15 protein-coding genes, 1 tRNA gene and 1 pseudogene are annotated in these 18,351 nt (G+C 37.4%); 12 read left to right on the top strand and 5 right to left on the bottom strand.

Going from position 1 to position 18,351, the window contains the following annotated elements:
• The first annotated feature begins 109 nt into the window (after window positions 1–109).
• A complete protein-coding gene (gndA, locus tag V6260_RS01630) occupies window positions 110–1,483 on the top strand; it encodes an NADP-dependent phosphogluconate dehydrogenase (protein ID WP_341592338.1) in 1,374 nt (457 codons plus the stop codon).
• A gap of 69 nt (window positions 1,484–1,552) precedes the next feature.
• Here gndA and ansA read toward each other — a convergent pair whose 3' ends face one another.
• Together ansA and sppA are read right to left on the bottom strand one after the other, a co-directional pair.
• The gene (ansA, locus tag V6260_RS01635) at window positions 1,553–2,563 is read right to left on the bottom strand and encodes an asparaginase (protein WP_002962901.1); all 1,011 of its coding nucleotides are present in this window, start codon (window positions 2,561–2,563) and stop codon (window positions 1,553–1,555) included.
• A gap of 81 nt (window positions 2,564–2,644) precedes the next feature.
• Window positions 2,645–4,510, bottom strand: a complete 1,866-nt coding sequence (gene sppA, locus V6260_RS01640) for a signal peptide peptidase SppA (protein ID WP_341592340.1) — start codon at window positions 4,508–4,510, stop codon at window positions 2,645–2,647.
• A gap of 219 nt (window positions 4,511–4,729) precedes the next feature.
• Between sppA and V6260_RS01645 the strand changes: the two genes are divergently transcribed.
• The 7 genes from V6260_RS01645 to V6260_RS01675 all read left to right on the top strand — a co-directional run bounded on the left by V6260_RS01645 (window position 4,730) and on the right by V6260_RS01675 (window position 10,073).
• Window positions 4,730–6,691, top strand: a complete 1,962-nt coding sequence (locus V6260_RS01645) for an NADPH-dependent 2,4-dienoyl-CoA reductase (protein ID WP_341592342.1) — start codon at window positions 4,730–4,732, stop codon at window positions 6,689–6,691.
• A gap of 92 nt (window positions 6,692–6,783) precedes the next feature.
• The gene (locus V6260_RS01650) at window positions 6,784–7,467 is read left to right on the top strand and encodes a DoxX family protein (RefSeq protein WP_341592344.1); all 684 of its coding nucleotides are present in this window, start codon (window positions 6,784–6,786) and stop codon (window positions 7,465–7,467) included.
• 129 nt (window positions 7,468–7,596) lie between these two features.
• Window positions 7,597–8,145: an NAD(P)H nitroreductase gene (locus V6260_RS01655; RefSeq protein WP_341592345.1), complete on the top strand. Its 549-nt coding sequence runs from the start codon at window positions 7,597–7,599 to the stop codon at window positions 8,143–8,145.
• Between the two features lie 203 nt (window positions 8,146–8,348).
• Window positions 8,349–8,726 carry a hypothetical protein gene (locus V6260_RS01660; protein WP_341592347.1) on the top strand — a complete coding sequence of 126 codons (378 nt, stop codon included), beginning with the start codon at window positions 8,349–8,351 and terminating at the stop codon, window positions 8,724–8,726.
• 126 nt (window positions 8,727–8,852) lie between these two features.
• Window positions 8,853–8,943, top strand: a tRNA-Ser gene (locus tag V6260_RS01665).
• A gap of 53 nt (window positions 8,944–8,996) precedes the next feature.
• Window positions 8,997–9,383: a hypothetical protein gene (locus V6260_RS01670; protein ID WP_341592349.1), complete on the top strand. Its 387-nt coding sequence runs from the start codon at window positions 8,997–8,999 to the stop codon at window positions 9,381–9,383.
• Window positions 9,384–9,452: 69 nt separating this feature from the next.
• Window positions 9,453–10,073 (top strand): FKBP-type peptidyl-prolyl cis-trans isomerase, encoded by a 621-nt coding sequence (locus tag V6260_RS01675; protein ID WP_341592351.1) that lies wholly within the window; start codon window positions 9,453–9,455, stop codon window positions 10,071–10,073.
• Window positions 10,074–10,293: 220 nt separating this feature from the next.
• On the opposite strand, the gene V6260_RS01680 is transcribed toward V6260_RS01675, so the two are convergent.
• Window positions 10,294–12,672, bottom strand: a complete 2,379-nt coding sequence (locus tag V6260_RS01680; protein ID WP_341592352.1) for a TonB-dependent receptor — start codon at window positions 12,670–12,672, stop codon at window positions 10,294–10,296.
• 500 nt (window positions 12,673–13,172) lie between these two features.
• Between V6260_RS01680 and V6260_RS01685 the strand changes: the two are divergent.
• From V6260_RS01685 to V6260_RS01695, 3 genes and pseudogenes are all read left to right on the top strand, one after another.
• Window positions 13,173–14,140: pseudogene (locus V6260_RS01685) on the top strand (mandelate racemase/muconate lactonizing enzyme family protein).
• Between the two features lie 430 nt (window positions 14,141–14,570).
• Window positions 14,571–14,732: a hypothetical protein gene (locus V6260_RS01690; RefSeq protein ID WP_341592354.1), complete on the top strand. Its 162-nt coding sequence runs from the start codon at window positions 14,571–14,573 to the stop codon at window positions 14,730–14,732.
• 16 nt (window positions 14,733–14,748) lie between these two features.
• Window positions 14,749–15,114: a cupin domain-containing protein gene (locus tag V6260_RS01695; RefSeq protein WP_341592356.1), complete on the top strand. Its 366-nt coding sequence runs from the start codon at window positions 14,749–14,751 to the stop codon at window positions 15,112–15,114.
• A gap of 242 nt (window positions 15,115–15,356) precedes the next feature.
• Here the strand turns inward: V6260_RS01695 and V6260_RS01700 are convergent, their stop codons facing one another.
• Window positions 15,357–15,743: a YkgJ family cysteine cluster protein gene (locus tag V6260_RS01700; protein ID WP_341592358.1), complete on the bottom strand. Its 387-nt coding sequence runs from the start codon at window positions 15,741–15,743 to the stop codon at window positions 15,357–15,359.
• An 885-nt stretch (window positions 15,744–16,628) separates the two neighbouring features.
• Here V6260_RS01700 and V6260_RS01705 point away from each other — a divergent pair.
• Window positions 16,629–17,057, top strand: a complete 429-nt coding sequence (locus V6260_RS01705) for a tetratricopeptide repeat protein (RefSeq protein ID WP_341592360.1) — start codon at window positions 16,629–16,631, stop codon at window positions 17,055–17,057.
• A 100-nt stretch (window positions 17,058–17,157) separates the two neighbouring features.
• Here V6260_RS01705 and V6260_RS01710 read toward each other — a convergent pair whose 3' ends face one another.
• Entirely contained in the window at window positions 17,158–18,165 is a 1,008-nt protein-coding gene (locus tag V6260_RS01710) for an alpha/beta hydrolase (RefSeq protein ID WP_341592362.1), read from the bottom strand.
• Window positions 18,166–18,351: the final 186 nt, after the last annotated feature.

Here is an 18,351-nt window from a genome sequence, read left to right on the forward strand (position 1 = left end):
TGGGCTCACAGTTAGTATTTTATGACTGTATGAGTATAATGCACGCGGTATTATTTAATTTATACACTGAATTTTCTAACCAAATAGTTGTTACCGAGGAGGACACTAGATGCAAGTTGCATTAGTAGGGTTAGGCGTTATGGGAAAAAATCTTGCCCTAAACTTAATTGAAAAAGGGATAACGCTAGTCGCTTATGATAAAAACCCACATGCGGGTGAAGAGTTACTAAGTTGTGCTAAATCACAAGGCATGGCTGACAGGCTTCACATTGTCTCTGATTTAAGTGACATGGTAAGGCGTTTAGAGGCACCTCGTTCTATTTTATTACTTGTTCCTGCTGGTGACTTAGTTGATACAGTTTGTAATGAACTAGTAGAAGCCGGCGTTAATTGCGACGATATGATAGTCGATTGCGGTAATAGTAATTATAAAGACGGTATAACGCGTAAACTTAAATACCAAAATAAATTTGAATTTGCCACTATGGGAATTTCTGGCGGTGCAGAAGGCGCTCGCCATGGTCCTGCAATGATGGCAAGTGGTTCTGAAGGTGGTTGGGAACGCATTGAGCCATGGTTTGAAAAAGTAGCTGCTAGCTATAATGGCGACTCGTGTTTTGCACGTGTTGGCCAATCAGCAAGTGGTCACTTTGTAAAAATGGTTCACAATGGTATTGAATATGCACTGATGCAACTAATTGCAGAAGTGTACCAATTACTTCGTTTAGGTACTAATCGTTCTCCAAAAGAGGTAGCTAAGATATTTAATGCCTGGTCAGAAGGTCAATTAAATAGTTACTTACTGTCTATTTCTAGCCATATATTGTCACTTGAAAATCATAATAATGTACCACTTGCGGACTTAATTGATAATAAAGTTGGTGCTAAAGGTACTGGTCTTTGGACTGCACAAAATGCACTTGAACTTGGTATTGCAGTCCCTTCACTTGTTGCTGCTGTTCAAGCTCGTCATTTAACTAATGCATGTAACACAACGGCTGCACAAGAGATGACATATGCATCTAAATCAACGAGCAATGTTGAAATCGATTTAGATGAGCTAAAAGACGCGTTCTTACTTGCAAGCTTACTTGCGTATCGCCAAGGTTTAGCGCTAATTAAGGGGGCATCACGTACTCATCAGTGGAAAGTTGATTTATCTAAAACGCTTCAAACGTGGCGCGCTGGTTGTATAATCCGTGCTGATTACCTAGATAGCGTTGCACAAGGTGTTGAATTTATTGATACTCTTGAAAAAGAGTCTAACTCTTTGCGCAAAATTACCGGTCAAGCAGTAATGACTGGTTTAGCATTCCCTGTATTGGGAGCTACACAAACGTATTTAGCAACATTAACTACACCGAGTAATGGGCATTTAGTTCAAGCCCAGCGTGATTACTTTGGTGAGCACGGAATAAAAACCCACAGTGGTGAAATGTGTCATTTAACTGATTTAGTAGATATAGACGCTAAAGTTAGATAAAAAACAGTTGTTTAAAACGATAAAGGCACGCTATTTAGCGTGCCTTTTGTATTCTAGGCGCGGTGAGATTTAACGGCTTAACTCGCCACGTAAGTTATCTTGCATTAAATGACGAATCGTTTCGACTTCAAGCTTTTGGCTAAATAAATAATGTAACTTAGTTAAACATGCTTCAAGGGTCATATCGTACCCACTAATTACACCAATATTTAATAGCGCATTACCTGTTGCATAGCCACCCATGTTTACATGACCTTTTAAACACTGAGTTAAGTTAACAATTACGACGCCACGTTTACTTGCTTCTTCGAGTATTGACAAAAAGCTCGGATCTTGTGGTGCATTACCCACACCAAAGCTCAGTAGCACCAATGATTTAATATTGCCATTGACCAAGCTTTTAACTACCTCTTGGCTAATGCCAGGATACAAATAAAGCACCCCGATTGGTTGAGGTGTAATAGGTGTAACTTGCAGCTCATTTTCAACATAGGGGCTAAGCTGACCTTTAATCAGTTGAATATTAATACCTGATAAGGCTAAGGGATCTAGATTCGGCGAGGCAAAGGCATTAAACCCATCCGCGTGTGCTTTAGTTGCTCTATTACCTCTAAACAGTTGGTTATTAAAAAAGAGACTAACTTCAGCAATAGGATAATTTGCAGCTAAATACATGGCATTAAGTAAGTTTACTTGGCCATCAGAACGTAATTGTGAGAGCGGAATTTGTGAGCCGGTTACAATCACAGGTTTAGTCAAATTTTCGAACATAAATGACAGCGCTGAAGCTGTATACGCCATAGTATCAGTGCCATGGAGCACCACAAAACCATCATAATCTTGGTATTTATCTTTGATATCATTAGCAATGAGTTGCCAATGCTCTGGTGACATGTCTGAAGAATCTATAAGCGGGCAGTATTCGTGAATATCAAACAAAGGCATTTCATCACGATTAAATTCTGCGTTATTCACTACGGTTTCTGTTAAAAAACCTTCAGCTGGAATATAGCCTCGACTCGATTTTTTCATACCTATAGTACCGCCAGTATAAGCGATATAAATGCGTTTACGTTTCATAAAAAAGCCCAGTAAAAAAACTGGGCTTAGTATAACGTTAAGCAGCTTTAAATACAGCTGATTAGCTGAAGCTATGCACTTTTATTGTGCAATATTACACACTAAACAGCGTGCGTATACACCTTGTGGATCGTTGTAATCTTTAAGGTTTTCAACTTCAGTACTTAATTGGTTAATAACATTTTGTAAATTGGCTTGTGTTGCTAACACAGATGTTTTTTGTGTTTGCAAACCAAGCATAGATTTAATAGACGCATTACCAAAAATGTTTTGAATCATTTTTTCTTGCGAGCTTAAATCTTGTTTAATAGTTTTAACTTCATACTGATTAAGCTTAGCAAGTGCAGCAGCTGCTTCAATCGCATCTTGTTTGTCGCCTAACTTATCAACTAAACCTAGTTCAAGTGCTTGAGATGCAATCCATACGCGGCCTTGGGCAATTTTGTCAACTTGCTCAGGAGTCATATTTCGCGCATCAGCAACAACATTTAAAAAGCGACCGTATGCTTCTTCAACGTTCATTTGTATTACTTGACCCATTTTTTCATTTAGTGGACGAGTGATAGAAAAGCCAGCCATCTCGGTTGTTGCAACGCCATCTGAATAAACACCAATTTTCGATAAGGTTTTCTCAAATGTCATAAACGTACCAAATACGCCAATTGAACCGGTGATTGTACTTGGTGCTGCCCAAATTTCGTTTGCAGCAGAGGCAATCCAATAACCACCTGATGCAGCCACAGAACTCATTGAAGCAATAACAGGTTTTCCAGCAGCCTTAAGGGCTAATACTTCTGCACGAATAACTTCAGAGGCAAACATACTACCGCCACCAGAGTCTATACGTAATACAACCGCTTTAACTTTATCATCAAGGCGTGCCTTACGAAGTAGGGCTGCTGTAGAGTCGCCACCAATTTCGCCAGCTTTACGCTCACCATCAACAATTGTACCTTTAGCAACAACTACCGCTACTTTTTCGGCAATAGGGTTATCAAATTCAATTGGTGGTTTAACTAAACTTAAGTATTCGCGAAATGAAACTTGCTTAAATGTTTTGCCATCTTCTTGTGCGCCCACTAAATCAATTAATTGCTTGCGAACTTGTTGATCTGTTTTTAAAGAATCAACCCACTGATGATCAAGTGCATATTTACCTGCATCGCCATCTGCAGCTTTCATTTTTTCAAGATATACGTCCATTGTCTCGTCAAAATTTGACTCATCAAATGGGCGAACAGCGGCAACATCTTGTTTGTATTCGCTCCAAAGAGCGCCTAACCAAACGCGGTTAGCTTCTTTAGCTGCATCAGACATGTCGTTACGAATAAAAGGCTCTACTGCTGATTTAAATGTACCAACACGGAAAATATGCTGCGTTACTTCAAGTTTTTCAAGTGCATCTTTAAAGTAAAGCGGGTACATGCCATAACCTTCAATGCCTACGCTTCCGTATGGGTGCATAGCTATTTCGTCAGCATGAGATGCAATATAGTATTGTGCTTGAGTATAGTAATAACCCGATGCAATTACTTTTTTGCCAGCTTGCTTGAAAGCATCAATAGCCTTTGTAATTTGCTTAAGTTTATTTAAATGTGCTTTAGGCATCTCTTGCAAATCAAGCAATATAACCGTGATGCGATCGTCTTTAGTCGCTTCGTTTATTACTTCAACAATATCGTCGAGTAATATTTCGCTTGGTGCTTCAGAACCAGAGGTTGCATCACTAATTGCGGCTTCAACTGGGTCTATATATGTTTTCTCTTCAACAATAGGGCCATTTAAGTTAAGCCTAAGTACAGAGCCATTTTCAACTATTATTTGATCATCGTCACTTGAGAGTGACACAAAGAAAACAATTACCAGTAATAAAAACAAAATGTTTAGTATTAAGCGACGAGAAAAATTAATTCCAGCCCAAATACCTTTAAATACCTTTGCTATCAAAATAGCTCCTTAATTTGGTACAGTTGATACATTAGTTCCATCTTAGCCTAGAATAAAAATTAATTTAACTGCTAAATCGTAACTAAGTGTTTATGAACCTATATAAATGTAAGTTTTTACTGCTATTTTTAATTAAATGCATGCACATATTGCTTATTACTTGCCATTAAAGCAGAATTAGATAATGTATACAGGTTAGACCAGTTAACGGGGCACAAGATGTTAGAACAACAACTACAATTAAAACACACACAATTACGTAACCGCTTAGTAATGGGGTCAATGCATACCGGCTTAGAAGAAGGGTGGCATAACCGTAAACGTTTACGCGCCTTTTACGAAGCTCGCGCCAAAGGTGGCACTGCTATGCTTATTACAGGTGGTTACAGCCCTAATCTACGTGGCAAATTAACGCCTGTATCATCTTCTTTTAATAGCTACTACGATGTATTTAAACACCGTGCGTATACAGACGCTGTACATCAGCATGGTGGTAAAATTTGTTTGCAGTTACTGCATGCTGGTCGCTACGCGTATCATCCATTCAATCAAGCACCTAGTGCAATACAAGCACCTATTAATCCTTATAAACCTAAAGCGATGTCACTTAGCTCGATTAAAAAAACCATAAAAGACTTTGCTCACTCAGCTTACATGGCTGAGAAAGCCGGCTACGATGGCGTAGAGGTTATGGGTTCAGAAGGGTATTTGATTAATGAATTTATGGCACCGCATACAAATAAGCGCACTGATAAATTTGGTGGTAGTCTAGAAAATAGAATGCGTTTAGCTCTTGAAATAGTTAAAGCTGTTAGAGCGAAAGTTTCTGAAAAGTTTTTAATCATTTTTAGGTTATCGGTAATCGATTTAATCCCAGAAGGCTCAACGCCAGATGAAGTCGTTATTCAAGCTACTGAACTTGAAAAAGCAGGTGTTGATATTTTTAATACGGGCATTGGTTGGCATGAAGCACGAGTACCAACAATTGCGAGTATGGTACCCCCGGGCGCATTTAAAGAAGCATCAAAACGTTTGAAAGATGTAGTAAATGTACCAGTTATAGCCGTAAACCGTATTAATACCCCTGATATAGCAAACGATATTTTAAGTGCCGGTGACGCTGATTTAATTTCAATGGCGAGGCCATTACTTGCAGATCCTGAGTTTTTTAATAAGTATGCTAATCAGCAATCAAAGCAAATTAATATTTGTATTGGTTGCAACCAAGGTTGTCTAGATCATGTATTTAAAAATAAACGTGCTACATGTTTGGTAAATCCTCAAGCTGCGTTTGAACTTGATTACCCATTGGAAAAAGCCACTAAAGCTAAAAATGTACTTGTTGTAGGAGCAGGCCCTGCTGGGTTATCGGCTAGCTGTTATTTGGCACAAAAAGGGCATAACGTTACGTTAATTGATCAAAAAAACCAAATGGGTGGTCAATTTAACTTAGCAATGCAAGTACCTGGTAAAGAAGATTTCAATCATACATTGGCATACTTTACCAATGAGCTTGAGCGATTAAAAGTAAATGTTGAACTAGGCAAAGCGTATGACGACTCGATGCGAAACAGCTACGATGACATTGTGTTTGCAACAGGTGTGCGCCCTCGTGAAGCATCAATTAAGTGTAGTGATGGCAAACGAGTGTTTGCCTATGATGAAGTAATACGTGGTGAAGTGGAGCTCGGTAAGTCCATTGCTATTTTAGGGGCTGGCGGTATTGGCTTTGATATGGTTGCGTTTTTAAGCGAGCATAAATCACAAACTATTAGTGACTTTAAATCGCAATGGGGTATTGAGTGTAAGCCTCAACCGCACAAAGACGAACGCCAATTATTTATGCTTAAAAGAAGCTCTGGTCGGTTTGGTAGTGAACTTGGCAAAACGACAGGTTGGATACACCGTCAAGTAGCGAAGCAGCACGGTGTTAAACAAATTGCTGACTGTCAGTATCAAAGCTTTGACAATAACGGTTTAACTATAACGGTAGCAGGTGAAACACAAGTACTTGCGGTTGATACGGTTATTGCATGTATTGGTCAAGTTTCTAATGATGAAGTATTAAAATCACAGGTCGAAAACGCTAAAGTACATGTTATTGGCGGTGCTAAACTTGCTGCTGCTATTGATGCTAAACGGGCTATTTTTGAAGCATTGCAAATAGCGAGAAGCATTTAAATTTGTAAATAAAATGAAATAATGCCCTAATTCATGCGGTCTTTGCTGTTTATAGTCTATAACTTAATAAACTATGAACACACAGGACACGCATGAAAAAACTAACCCACCTATATCATTTAGCTATTGGTAAATTATCGTTTTTAGATGGTTTGCCAGCTTTACTATTTCGCCTTATTTTAGCTCCTGTTATGATCATCGCAGGTTATAACAAGCTAGCTATAAGTGGTGATACCCAAGGCTTTTTTAATAACGTATTAGCGTCACCAGATGTTGTGCAATGGTTTGGAAATAGTGAATGGGGCTTGGGCTTGCCATTTCCAGATTTACTGGCTTTTTTAGCTGGTTGGAGTGAGTTTTTAGGTGGTTGGTTTTTATTAATCGGTCTATTTACTCGCTTAGTCAGTATCCCGCTAATGTTTACAATGGTTGTAGCTGCAACATCTGTACATTGGCATAACGGTTGGTTTGCCATTGCACCGACTAACCCCGACACGAGTGCAGCACAAGTTCTTGATTGGTTATCTATCCCGGGTGCAAAAGAAAGCCTCGAAAACTCACTTGAAGTACAAGACAGGATAGGAAAAATTCGAGGCTTAGTTGAAGAGCATGGCTTTCCTGATTACTTGTATGAAAAAGGCAAACCTTCGATTTTAAACAATGGCATAGAGTTTTCGGCCATATATTTTGCTATGCTCCTGAGTTTATTTTTTATGGGCGGTGGGCGTTTTGTTAGTATTGATTACTGGTTAAAGCGAAACGTTATAAAAAAATAACATATTAATTGTATTTTATTAACGGCCTCATAGTTGACCCTTTGTGGTCGTTTCACATTTTAATTTATCGGTATTTATTATTTAAGGCTTTAAATGTTACTCTAACGTTTTGAATTTATAGGAACCGTTATGAATGCTATCGAGCTTTTACTTACCCGCCAATCAGACTCTAAATTAACAGGGCCGGGCCCTACGCCTGAGCAGCTCGATATAATTAAGCAAGCAGCATTACGTGTTCCTGATCATGGCTGTATAGCACCGTGGCAGTTCATCATTGCTCAAGGTGATGCACGCAATAAATTGGGTGAAATTTACCATCAAAGTGCAGTGGCAGAGCAAAAAGAAGAAAAAGTAATTAACCGTGCTAAAGAGCTTCCCCTTCGTGCGCCTATGATTGTAATAGCAATTGCTAAATATCAAGAACACCCAAAAGTTCCTCGTATTGAGCAAGTACAAAGTGCAGGCTGCAGTGTATTAGCAATGCAACAAGCTGCATTTGCTCAAGGTTTAGGTGGTGTTTGGCGCACAGGTTACTTTGCACAAAGTAAAGCCGTCAAAAAAGCGCTTAACTTACATGAACAAGATGAAATTGTAGGGTACTTATACGTCGGTACTCCACAAGTCGAGTGTAAAAAATCACCGCGCCATAAACCAGAACATTATTTTAGTAATTTGTGAAATAGTATGAACTTTATGCAATTTGCATAGTCATAAATCATTAAGATAACCAAAAGTAATATAAAATAGTTAGTAGTTTGGCTGTGAGAAGCGCTTGGAAGCACAAAAATTAATAATTCTTCTTCAGTTTGTTTTTTAATCGGTTATTTTTTGATACATTATGGAAAGTCTTAATAAAAATAACGATAAAGAAGACGAAAACAATGGGAAATTTATTTTTACAGGAAAAAGAAAACTGGCTTGCGTGGTCAATTTGGGGAATTGTTGGTGCTTTTATAACCTTGTATGTTGCAATGAGTACAAATGCAGCTCATTTTATAGCAGGCTCTGCAATAGGTATGCTAATACTGTTAACCTTGTGGATGCAACAGTCTAAACGTTTTGATTTTGGACGGGCATTTAAAGTGTGTTGTTATGTTTTGGCGCTAAGTGTACTTCCCGCTTTTATGTTTGTAATAGTACCAAGTGATGATTTAAATCGGTTTGACTTAATTTTTCAAAGTGTAACATTCACGGCATTGAGTTTATTGGCTTGTTTAATTTGTTCTTGGATTGCTCGCAGGCCTAAACAATATTACTGAGTATTGAATTAATAAGCGTAACAAAAGCGCAGTGTGACTTTTTTAATCGTTTAATTATTATTTACGATATAATTTATATTTAGCTCTTTACAATTAATGCGTTTAGCCATATTATTCGCGCCGTACGGAGAGATGGCAGAGTGGTCGAATGCACCGGTCTTGAAAACCGGCATGGGTTTATAGCCCATCTAGGGTTCAAATCCCTATCTCTCCACCATTATTTAAAAAAACCGCCTTATAGGCGGTTTTTTGCTATGTGGAGTTTAATTAATGACTAAAGCAACAAACCTATCAACCTCACAGCAATTAATAAAACATCTTTTATTATGGGTTGTATTTGGTTACTGCTATCAAAGTGCTATTAGCTTGTTGGTAAAAATGGCGGTCGATGCACAACCAGAATATCCATTAATTAACGCTTTTGCTTATGGTCTTGGTTTTAATGTTTTGGCTGCCCATCTTATTACTAAATATGATAAACATTGGCCAGTAATGGGCTCTGCTTTTATTGGTTTAGTCGGCTTAGTTGCAGTGCCATTTTTACTGTCTGGCGAATCTGGATTATTAGCTACTCCTTTACTTGTTGGAATTTCATTCACTTTACCGCTTTGTAGTTATATTGTGGGCCTAATTAAGCTAAAACTCAGCAAAAACTAGCCCCAAACGGGGTTTATTTTGTGATAGCATAGTCGTGTCTTTTAACTAACAAAACGTGAAAAACACATTATGTCAGATAATTTTACTACAGATGCTGAAAAAGCAAGTTACGGTATTGGCTTACAAATGGGTGAGCAACTTAAGTCTAATCCTTTTGAAGGCTTAAACCTAAATTCAGTATTTGAAGGCATGAAAGATGCGTACGCTGGTAGCGCTTTTCAAATTGAGATCCCTGAGATTCAAGCTGCATTCGAAAAAATTAACGAAGAGATTCAAGCTCGTCGTGAAGAAGAGTCTAAAGTACTTTCTGCAGAAGGTATTGCCTTCTTAGAAGAAAACGCTAAACGTCCTGAAATCACTGTTACTGAGTCTGGTCTTCAATATGAAGTACTAGCAACTGGCGAAGGCGAAAAGCCAACTGCTGAGTCTACAGTACGTGTTGATTACCACGGTACACTAATTAACGGTACTGTTTTTGATAGTTCTTATGAACGTGGTCAACCTGCTGAATTCCCAGTTGGTGGCGTGATCAAAGGCTGGACTGAAGCATTACAAATGATGCCTGTAGGTACTAAATGGCGCATCTATGTTCCTCATGAGCTTGCTTATGGTGAACGTGGAGCAGGTGCTGCAATTGCACCATTCTCAACGCTTGTATTTGACGTTGAGTTACACGAAATCCTTTCTTAATTTAAATATTAATTAAGAATTTAAAAAGCCGTGTTCAATTTGAACACGGCTTTTTTGTATCTATTACACTAATTAGCAATTAGACCTATATCAATAGTTTATCGTATATTAAAACGGGACACTTTATTAATGAAATGGTATAAAAAAACCGCATTTACTAAATGCGGTTTTAGAGAGAGTTAACGATATTTAACGTTAAGCTTTCAGCGTCATGGTGTTATTAAAAGTAGCCACGGATACCAAAACGAAAGTTTCTACCAGGTAACGGTGCTTTATCTTTAATAAACGAGCTATGCACAAAACCTAACTCATCAGTAATGTTATCAACGTTTATATACAGCTGTGCATCTACACTGCCTAAGCCTAATTGGTAATTAGCTTGTGCATCAAATAACGTATAGCCATCAGTTTGAGTTTCAAATGCAGTTACATCATTTTGATCAAAGTAATGAGTACCTGTGAGCGTTAGTTGTAAATCACCTAAATCATACTGTAGCTCCGAGCCTAATTTATTGGCTGGGATACGTGGTAGGTTGCCTTCATCATCTTTAAGTTTTGCACGAGTCGAGTCACCAAATACCTTCACCATAGCGCTTGATGTAATTTGATAGTGAGCATCAAATTCAATACCATATAGCTCTGCATCTTTACTGGTAAATTGATAAACCGCAACAGCATCATCATGTGCACCAATAGCTGATTCTAAACCGTCTTCTTCATCGTAAACTAAACCTGTATTTTCTTGGAAATAAAAGTTCTTAATATCGTTATAGAAAAAGTTAACGGTGTAACCAAAGTCTCCGCTAAAGCGTCTAAAGCTTAAATCTAGGTTGGTTGAAGTTTCTTGCTTAATATTCTCTGGCTCAAAATGTGCTTCATTACCTTCAATGTTATAACCAAGGCCAAGTTCATAAGTACCTGTTGCAATGTGTAAACCGTTAGATAGAAGCTCTGCAGAAAGTGGAGCACGCTCTGAATGAGAAATACTTGTCGCAATACTATGCCCTGGTTTGTACTGCCATATAGCACCCGCTGATACACTTAAATTAGTAAAGCTTTTACTGTAATCAAGCGTTTCCTCGTCGTGTTCTTCCTCAGCTTCGTCATGGCCATGGTCATGCTCAGCTTCTGAAATATGGCTTTCTATTTTGTAATCGTCAATACGCGCGCCAAGTTCAATTGTAACGTCACCAAATTCACGCTCTTCTAGTAAATATAATGCGTTAGTTGTCGTTACACTTGCTGGTGTGAATGCTTCTTCACCAACTGCATCGTAATCTGAATCGCTATAGTGATAACCAACCATGCCATGCCAATCAGCAAATTTATGTTCTACGTTTAAGCGTGCTTCAGTCGTTTTATTTTTAAAAGTAGTACCAATTTCGCCATCTTCAATTTCGCTATGCGAGTAATCTGTATAGCCAACACGTAGATTTATGGTTTCAATCCAATTATTATGCAGTGCATAACTTATCAAACCCTGCCAACGGTCTTGCTCTAAATGTGCATAAACGGCTTCTTCTGCTTCTTCATCTTCATGCTCTTCGTGTTCTTCTTCAGTTTCGCCTTCGTGCTCATGCTCGTGGTGATGCTCATGTCCCGGAATACCGTAATCAGTATCAATGCTACCGTAAGAAAAACCAATCGTTAAGTGCTCTCCAACATAGCTAGTGCCAAAGTTCAGTGTTTCGCTATCAATGAAGGTGTTCTCAACTGAATCTTCTTTTTCAACATCGCCATCATCGTCGGTTATAGTAAAGTTTGGCGTTTGATAATCATCGCCGCTACGTTTTGTACCATCAAAATGAAAGTTAAAGCCGTCATTACCTGTTTCAAGTTTAGCAGCAACTGTGTTTGCGTTAGATACAGTGTCGTGGGTGTATTCAGCAGCACCTGTTAAATCGTCAATATTACTAGTAGGAATGCGGTTATCAACCACATTTACCACACCGCCAATTGCACCAGAGCCATAAAGTAGGGTACTTGGACCGCGAAGAACTTCAATTTGTTCTGCTGCTAAGCTGTCGCTTGACGTTGCATGATCAGGGCCAATACGTGATGCATCGCTGGCATCTAAACCGTTTTGTGTGATTTTAACGCGAGGGCCATCTAAACCACGAATAATTGGGCTTGATGATACAGGGCCAAAGTAACTTGCATTTACGCCTGGTAAACCTTTTAGAGTTTCACCAAGAGTTGGTTTTGATTTATTTCTTAATTGATCACCTGAGAGCACGCTTACTGGTGATATCATCTCGAGGCTATTTTTATGAAGTGCAGAGGCATAAACAACCACTGTCTCAACCGATGTTGGTTTAAGTGATACAGACAGATTGCTTGAAGATTCGCTAACAGCAATACGAGAGTCTACGTAGTTGTCTTTACTAATATGTAATTGGCTATTTGCATCAACTTCTATAGCAAACTGGCCTAAATAGTTACTTTTAACGCTTTGGTTTTTGCCATGCACATGAATTGAGGCATTTTTAATTGGTTGATTTTTATCATCTATTACTTTGCCAGTAACAGTGGCAGCCAAAGCTGATTGAGAACATAAAACAGAAAAAATAGCAGAAGAGATTAATGTTAACTTTGTCATTGATATATTGGTTCGCAGTTACTATGTTGTGATATAATATAACACTACAAAATTGACGAATCAACAATGTTATACTATAGCTTTGGATTTTGCGTTTAAATCAACAAAAATACCGATAAGCTCTATTATTTATCATAAAATTTATAGGGTATTGACTTTACTTAGCTATGAAGAACTATTTTACTCCCGCGTGAAATAACTATTATATATTGGGGCGTATTGAAATGTTATGGTTGAATTTACAGCGGTGTACTTATTTTTAGACGACAACGCAGCATTGTACCAAACATATATTTCCTGAAGGGTTTTCCCTATGGGCTATTTACTGTTTTTTTACTTTATTCCACTAGATTACAAATCTCGCGCCGCGATTAAATAGTCCCTAGTTTGAATGAATTTTAATCCACAAAGATCAACAGACCTTCGGATAATTTCGCTTAATTAAACAGATAACCTTTACAACAATAAGCACCTGTTGTGTAAGCTAATTCGGTGGCTTAATAAAAGTATCATCACAAACAATCAAAAGTATAAAAGTCGAGTATTACCCAATTCCGCTAGCAGAAGTGCTAAGTGATGCAAAGCATGGCGATCACTCTCACTTTGAAGTTATTACGTTGTATATTATGGCTCATGACGGGTATGAAGAGCTGGAATATACCTACACTGGCGGCAAAGGTAGTCGCGCGATTTATTCACTCCTTAACGATGAAATAAAGCCTGGATTAATTGGGGAAATTCTATGTCTATCATGGAAATTTGGGACAAATTGCAGTGGGATCTTCATTATGTTGGCCGAGGTTGACTACTTAGCTTTGCGATTTCACCAGTTGATATAGCGCTGTGGGATATTAAGTGTAAGCGCCTAAATGCACCATTATGGTAAATTGCAGGTGGTAGCAGTGACCAAACAAGATGTTATGCTGGCGGAATTTAGTAAAGAAAAACAGCTTAGTAATATAGATGGTTATTTAAATCGTGGTTTTAACGCCGAAAAAATTAAAGGGATAAACCAGATTTTAAAGAAGACATAGAGCGTGTAGCTGCAGTACGTAATTTAATTGGTAATTACAAAATACTCATGGTTGATGCTAATTACTCGATGGGTGTGGAGCAAGCAATTCGCTTTGCAAAATCGATTGAAAAATACGACATAATCTGGTTGAAGAACCGACTATACCTGATGATTACAAAGACTTTGCTCGCATAGCACAAGCTACTTCAATACCGCTTGCAATGGATGAAATTTGCATACATTGCACGAGTTTGGTTATGCGATTGAGCAAGTTAAGTTAGGCTTTTTACAGCCTGATGCTGGCTTTTTAGAAGTTCATTCATTCCCTATAGATGAATATACAACTCGTCCTTTAAGGTTTAAAAATGGCCAAGCATGCGCTCCAAGATAATAGGTACGGGTGTAGAATTTGACCCTCAACTAGTGAAACAGCATTTAATTAAACAGTCGTAATACAAAAATTAGTAACAAAAGAAAAGAGTTGTAGTGTGTCCACAAATTCAGCGTAGAGATTATTTATCAAGGAGTGAATAACTACCTCTTTGTCATAAGATTAAATCTATGAGTACTGATTTTGTGGAGGCTTTTATAAAGTTAAATTGTGATTAGTATTGCAACTATTGATTATTTTACACAAACCCAAATTGCTAATTCTGCTGTAAACCCATGGTTGTAATTAACGCCGAGAATAGTTTTATTTCAATGCTTTAAATTAATTAGTTAGGGGCTTTCACAACTCCGCCAAAGCCAGCTTAAATTGCTGGCTTTTTTATATTTTAAAACAGTAATAAAGAGCATTAAATTACTATTTTTAAGAAAAATACGTGTATTTACATCATGAAGTTATGATTAACATGGTATATCAAAACAAATTAGGTTTATTATGACATCAAAAGTAACTGGTATTAGCTACTTCCCCGATGCATTTTCACAGCAACGTTCAGTAACAGGTATGAGGAAAGTGGACGATCAAAACAGCTTTTTAAAACTCAACTACATTTTTTATACTTCATTTTTATGTGTATTATATTTACTTATTCTATAAGCCAAGAAGATCATACATGTCTATATCTGCAATCAATTTAATCGATAAATTTTCAAAGTTTTCGCAGCAGTGGTCATCTAAAGTAATTGCTGAAATGAATGATTACCAATTTAAACTCGTTAAGATTGAAAATGAATTTACATGGCATTCTCATGCAAACACAGACGAAGTGTTTTTAGTTATTGAAGGCGAAATGAGTATTGAGCTTCGAGATGGTATAGTTAATCTAAAAGCGGGAGAAATGTACGTAATACCAAAAGGAGTTGAGCATAAACCTTTTGCAAAAAAAGAATGCAAAATTATGCTTGTCGAGCCTCGAGGAGTCATTAACACCGGCGAAAATAGCTCAGTACTCACCGCTGAAAATGATGTATGGATTTAGGTTACTTATACAAAATATATTGAGTAAAGTACCTAATATTATTAAAACTATTCAAAACCTGCTACATAAAAATACTTGATTAAAAATGGATTATTTATCAAATATATCGCCGTAATATTAATAGGCCCTTTAGCAATATTTTCGGCTGCAATGTTTGGCGGAAGCTTATTTTATGTCTATACCGCACTACTTGTTTAAAAGTAAAAAATTTAACTAATAAACTATTTGAGCTTAAATGAGAGTTACCGGCTATCAATCATAAGTATATCGAGTCTGTGTTGAGCTCTGACTTGATTTTTTATGTCGATAGGTTCAATCATCTCGCATTCGTCTCTGATCATTTCAGGTATTAGGCTAGGATAGTGTCGGCAATCCTCTGGACGGTCGAGGTAAATACTGCAGGTATACATATTTTTAGCGAGAGGATCTTTTTTAGGCGCAATGTCTAAAAATGGGCAAGCATCTAGCCTCAATCCTGTATCAGGGTCGAACCAAATCTCATTGTTTTTAACGTATTCATAAATTTCGGGATTAAAAAGCTCCCATAAGTCTATTTCTTCTTTTGATGCGCTTAAATCGCCACCGCCGTATTTAATACAGCATTTACCGCACTGGTTACATTCTTTCATAATTTAGTTGGCTGTTAACGAGTTTAAATTAGTTGCTAGTGTAGCACTGAATTTATTTTCAGCTGTTCAAAAAGGTTAGGGGCTGTTGATCTTTCAAGGTTAAATCTGCAGCAGTCTGTTTGGTATTTAGGCAAGACAAGGCCTATGCAGTGTGGTCATTCCCCACAAATGGGCGATAACGCAGCATTAATGCCAAACAGGCGTTACCCAAAGGATTCTTCCTAGGGACTATTTACTCTTTATTGCTCGGTTTTTGCTTACTCTTACATGGATGTAAGCCAGTAGGGTAACGCAGGAGTAGTTATCGATCTCACTAGGTTACAAATCTCGCGCAGCGATTAAATTGCCCCTGGTTTGAACGAATTTTAATCAGCAAAGATCAGCAGACCCTAACATTACTGATGACACACCTTGTTACCCTTTATAGCGTACACATCAATATGAATAGTTTAGGTTGAATGTTTATATAAATAAATTAGCAGGGAGTAACTATGAAAGACGCTTTAGATAATTTTAAGACAGAATTTAATGCAAAACGCTTGTATTGGGAAATCTGAAAAGCTACAAAGCAAAAGTGTTCCTTATCCTTTTATTTGTAGCTGCTATTGCGCTAAAAATATTTACGACTGCTTTTTACCTTCGATTGGCTAGTGGGTTTGCTTTAGTACCTTTTTCAGTTTCTACCTGAGTATGTTGGGTTCGAGCTTTTACTTAAATAAAACTCAACCAAAGGCGTTTAACATCTACGCTATGTTCATTATTAATGTATTATTACGCCATATAGCTAATTCAATAAATCAGTGGTTAAAATAAGCTTTTAACCACTGAACATACTATTTTTATTAAAGTAAAAGCGTTTAGTTTAACTCTAAAGGATACCTCGCGATGATGAACACAAAAGTATATAAAGCGGTACATGATCTTGCAGAAGATTTAATGGCGGCAGCGAATAAAAATAACCGTGAAAAGTTTGAATCGTTATTTGCAGAGCTAAAAGCTATTTGTATAGAAAATGAAAATACATCAAAAGATCACCCAGTACAATGGGAAACCCTAGCTGATTTTACCGAAGAGCTAGAGGAGGCAATCACCACTTACGAAAAAGCATTAGAAAAGTCGGTTGCGATTAATAACAAAGATCACATGTCATCGGTTGCTTTTTCAATGGCTACATTGCAACTAGAACTTGGTCAAAAAGGCGAAGCAATTAAAAATCTGCAAAGTGCTAAAGTCAGCGCTAACAAAATTGAAGACAAAGAGCTTAAAGCTGAAATACATGACCTACTAGAGTCACTCATTGAAGAAGAAGGTTAATTATTGACTCACATTAAATGTGGGTTAAGTTTAATAAAGCGCTGGTAGTTTAGTCCCTTAGCGCTTTTTTATGTTTGCTATAAATGACAAACTTAATACCTTATTTATTATTGGTATTAGTTAACTTATCCATAAAATCTACAATGTGCTTTGCAATTTCTACGGGTTTTTCTTCAACACTAAAGTGGCCAGAATCAAGTAAATGTAGTTCTGCATTTGGTACATCTTTTAGATAAGCTTTAGCGCCTGCGGCTATAAATGCAGGGTCATTTTTACCCCATACAATTAATGTAGGTGGCTGGTTTTGACGTAAGTAAGCTTGCCAGTTTGGGTAGTCGAGTAGGTTATTGTAGTAATCTTGCAGCAATTGTACCTGAATTAATCTATCAGCTCTGGTTTGTAAAAAGTGTGAATCGTGAGTCCAACTGTCGGGATTCATCACGTCGGTATTTTTTTGTACGTCACGTAAATATTGTTTATTAATAATGGCTTGCTCAGAGGTGAATGAATATAGTTTATCTTGCTGTGTTTGTGATTTATCCTCATTTGCGTTCTTAAAAAACGCTTGCCTAGCAGATGTTAGTCCCTCTAAGTATGCATTACCGTTTTGTACAATAAGCGCATCAAGTTTATCTGGATTATTTAACAACATTCTAAAGCCTACAGGTGCTCCAAAATCTTGAATGTAGAGGGTGTAGCGATTTACTTTAAGCGTTATCAGTAGTCCTTCAACATATCTAGCCAGTAACTCAAATGTATATTTTTGATCCGCAGGGTTTGGGCGGTCGCTATAACCGGAGCCTAAATAATCAGGTGCTATAACATGATAACGACCAGATAAAAGCGGAATAAGCTCACGGTAGCTATGTGATGACGACGGATAACCATGTAAAAGTACAATCGTTTGCTTATGCTGTGTGCCAGCTTCTCGGTAAAAGATCTTTTTACCCTCAACACTTGCATATTTATAAACTGTTTTTGAAGGCCATACAGCATCAGTGGCATACACTTTTACACTAGCAAAAGTCACGCTAATAAATATAAAGGCGATAAATGAAAGTAAATCAGCTGGTTTTATTCTAATTAGTTTTTGTAAATTATAGGGCATAAGTAAACTCGTTAATGTTTTGGCAATACTGCTTTATTAACTAATTAGACCAGCCGTCTTAATAATTGCATTCATTAAAACTTCCAATTCACTTAAATATCTAAGTATAAAATGGAATGATTGTTAACAGTTTAACCTCGAAAAGATCAACTCGAATCTGTCGTAAAAAATATATTTTTAAAAAAC

It is taken from the genome of Pseudoalteromonas aliena (assembly GCF_038155085.1).
GTDB lineage: Bacteria > Pseudomonadota > Gammaproteobacteria > Enterobacterales > Alteromonadaceae > Pseudoalteromonas > Pseudoalteromonas aliena_A.